This is a genomic window from Shewanella sp. 11B5 (genome assembly GCF_002836795.1).
Classification (GTDB): domain Bacteria; phylum Pseudomonadota; class Gammaproteobacteria; order Enterobacterales; family Shewanellaceae; genus Shewanella; species Shewanella frigidimarina.
Genome location: NZ_PJAP01001077.1, coordinates 1 through 2,379, shown reverse-complemented (window position 1 = coordinate 2,379; position 2,379 = coordinate 1). Strand labels below are relative to the sequence as shown.

The window sequence follows — 2,379 nt, the reverse complement described above, 5'->3', positions numbered from 1 at the left end:
TTATCGGTAACATTACGTAAACCAAATGCGATAGTGATGATATCAAAATGGTTATCAGGAAACGGCAGTGCTTCAGCATTAGCTTGAACATAGCTGACGTTATTGACGATACCTTTGTCACGTAATTTAGTGCGACCTACCTTGAGCATTGAATCATTAATGTCAGCAAGAACGACTTGACCTCTATCGCCGACTAAATGCGAAAACTTAGCCGTGAGATCGCCAGTACCACCAGCTAAATCAAGCACTTTCATACCAGGTCTTGCAGCCGCTACTTCAATGGTGTGGCGCTTCCAAAAGCGGTGAACTCCAAAAGACATCACGTCATTCATAATGTCGTATTTTGCCGCGACGGAATGAAACACGTCAGCAACTAAGTCTGCTTTTTTATCGGCTTCGACAGTTTTATATCCAAAATGAGTGTTTTTCGGTTCGCCTTCAGACATCGGTATATTCCTATAATGTGCGATAATTAATAGCGAGTGTATGCCATTGCGAATGATTGCTGAAATGCTGCGGTGCGAGAGTGTGACAACAATCAATTAGTTGTCTTACCTTACACCTAAATATACATTTCACTTCAACTTGAACGCAGCAATGAGCTTCGCGTCGATTAGCCCCAATAAAAATCAGCAGTTAAGGCTAAAAAATTGCCTGCATTAGAGCATAAAATTAGCCTTTAATGAATAGCCGCAGCTGATTCTAATTCAGACAGGTTAATCGACCCTGAAGATAAGCATAAATTAACTCACTGAGACCTTGACCAGCATCGCGGTAACCCGCTTCTAACCCCGCGTGATGACATGCTGGAGCGGTTTCAGCAAAATGGGCGTAACGGCATGGACAATGCTTAGCAATATAATGCACATAATGGCACGCATCGAGTATCGATATACCGGCAAAAGTCGCTGCGCTACTGGGCATATTGGCAATCGCATCGACATCGAGCTCTAATGCTACTGGCAGTTGGGTTTGATTTAATGATTTAGCAATTTGTTTCAATGCGGTTTCTAGCGACAATTCACGCCGGATCCAAATTTGTTGAAAACTGTTCCATGTGGCGCCAAATAGGCTCAGTTGTTCTAGGGTTTCTTCGCTGTTTTTTAATTCATGCAAGCCGAGAATATGATAATGGTCGAGGGCGCCATTGGCGGCGGCATAACTAAATCCATTACCGCTGTGGCGACCTTCTCGTGGTCTAAAATCACTGTGTGGATCGAGGTTGACGGCTGCGACAGGTAGGCCTGTAGTGGCTTTTGTTGCCATTAATAAACCATAAGCATTATTGTGGCCGCCGCCGATAACGATGGGTTCTAATCCTGCTTGCATGATTTCACTTACAGCAGCAATAACGATGTCATCTAGTTGTGCGGTTGCTTGGCGTAATTGTTCAACGGTAGCGGTTGTTGGTAACGATGTATCAAGACTGATTTGGCCTAAAATGGCACATTCGTTACCATTAAGAAATCGATTGGACTGTAAATTGATCAACTGTTTCATGCTAGCGATAAAGGCATCATCAGCCCCGCCTCGGCCAAGGTTGGCCCGTGGCCCCACATCTTCTGCAATGGCAATAATGGCAAACTGAGCGCCACTAGATTTAGCCCGTTGGGCATTTTGCGCTAATGACAGTTCAGCAGATGCCAGATAAACCTGTTGGCCTATTTTGGTTTCATTAGGGCGTAAATTTAATAATGCATCGCAATGCTGCTGAGTGAATGCGCTAAACATGGTTATTCTCCGAATTACAGCCACAAAAAAACCAGCATAGCTGGTTTTTAAAGGAATTGTCTGCCAGCTTTTTACAAAGCTAAATTGGCTATGACTGATTATTCAATATCTAATGGTTCTGGAGACAGAATAACGCCAGTGTTATCAGCATAGATATGGTCACCCGGTAAGAAGGTCACGCCACCAAAATTAACTGGAATTTCGACTTCGCCCACACCGTTACTTTCAGCACCGACAGGAATCGAAGCAAGCGCCTGGATACCAATATCAAGTTCTTCAAGAGCGTCAACGTCACGTACTGAACCGTAAATGAGGATACCTTCCCAATTGTTGGCTACAGCAATTTCAGCAATTCTAGCATCGAGTAGGGCACGTCTTAACGATCCACCACCATCGACCAATAGTACTTTACCTTCACCGTCTTCTTCTAAAGCATCAGCAATCAGACCATTATCTTCAAAACACTTAATTGTACTGATTGAGCCACCGAAGGAGCTGCAACCACCGTAGTTACTGAACATTGGTTCGACGACATCGACTACATCTATATACATGTCGCAGAGTTCTGAGGTGTTGTATTCCATATTTCACTCCTGTTGGACAGCAAAGGTAAATTGCTGGGTAAAGCAAAGTTAAATGAATTATATG

3 protein-coding genes are annotated in these 2,379 nt (G+C 43.7%); all 3 read right to left on the bottom strand.

What is annotated here, in order from left to right; translation table 11 throughout:
* The coding region (locus CXF78_RS20510) for a class I SAM-dependent methyltransferase (protein ID WP_145991594.1) at positions 1-446 on the bottom strand (446 nt) is incomplete at its 3' end.
* A gap of 256 nt (positions 447-702) precedes the next feature.
* Entirely contained in the window at positions 703-1,737 is a 1,035-nt protein-coding gene (locus CXF78_RS20505; protein ID WP_374702310.1) for a formimidoylglutamase, read from the bottom strand.
* Positions 1,738-1,829: 92 nt separating this feature from the next.
* Entirely contained in the window at positions 1,830-2,315 is a 486-nt protein-coding gene (gene rraA / locus CXF78_RS20500; RefSeq protein WP_011635966.1) for a ribonuclease E activity regulator RraA, read from the bottom strand.
* Positions 2,316-2,379 lie beyond the last annotated feature (64 nt).

Coding starts and splice junctions, on each gene's coding strand:
- rraA (WP_011635966.1), bottom strand. CDS start 2,315: ATGGAATACAACACCTCAGAACTCTGCGACATGTATATAGATGTAGTC.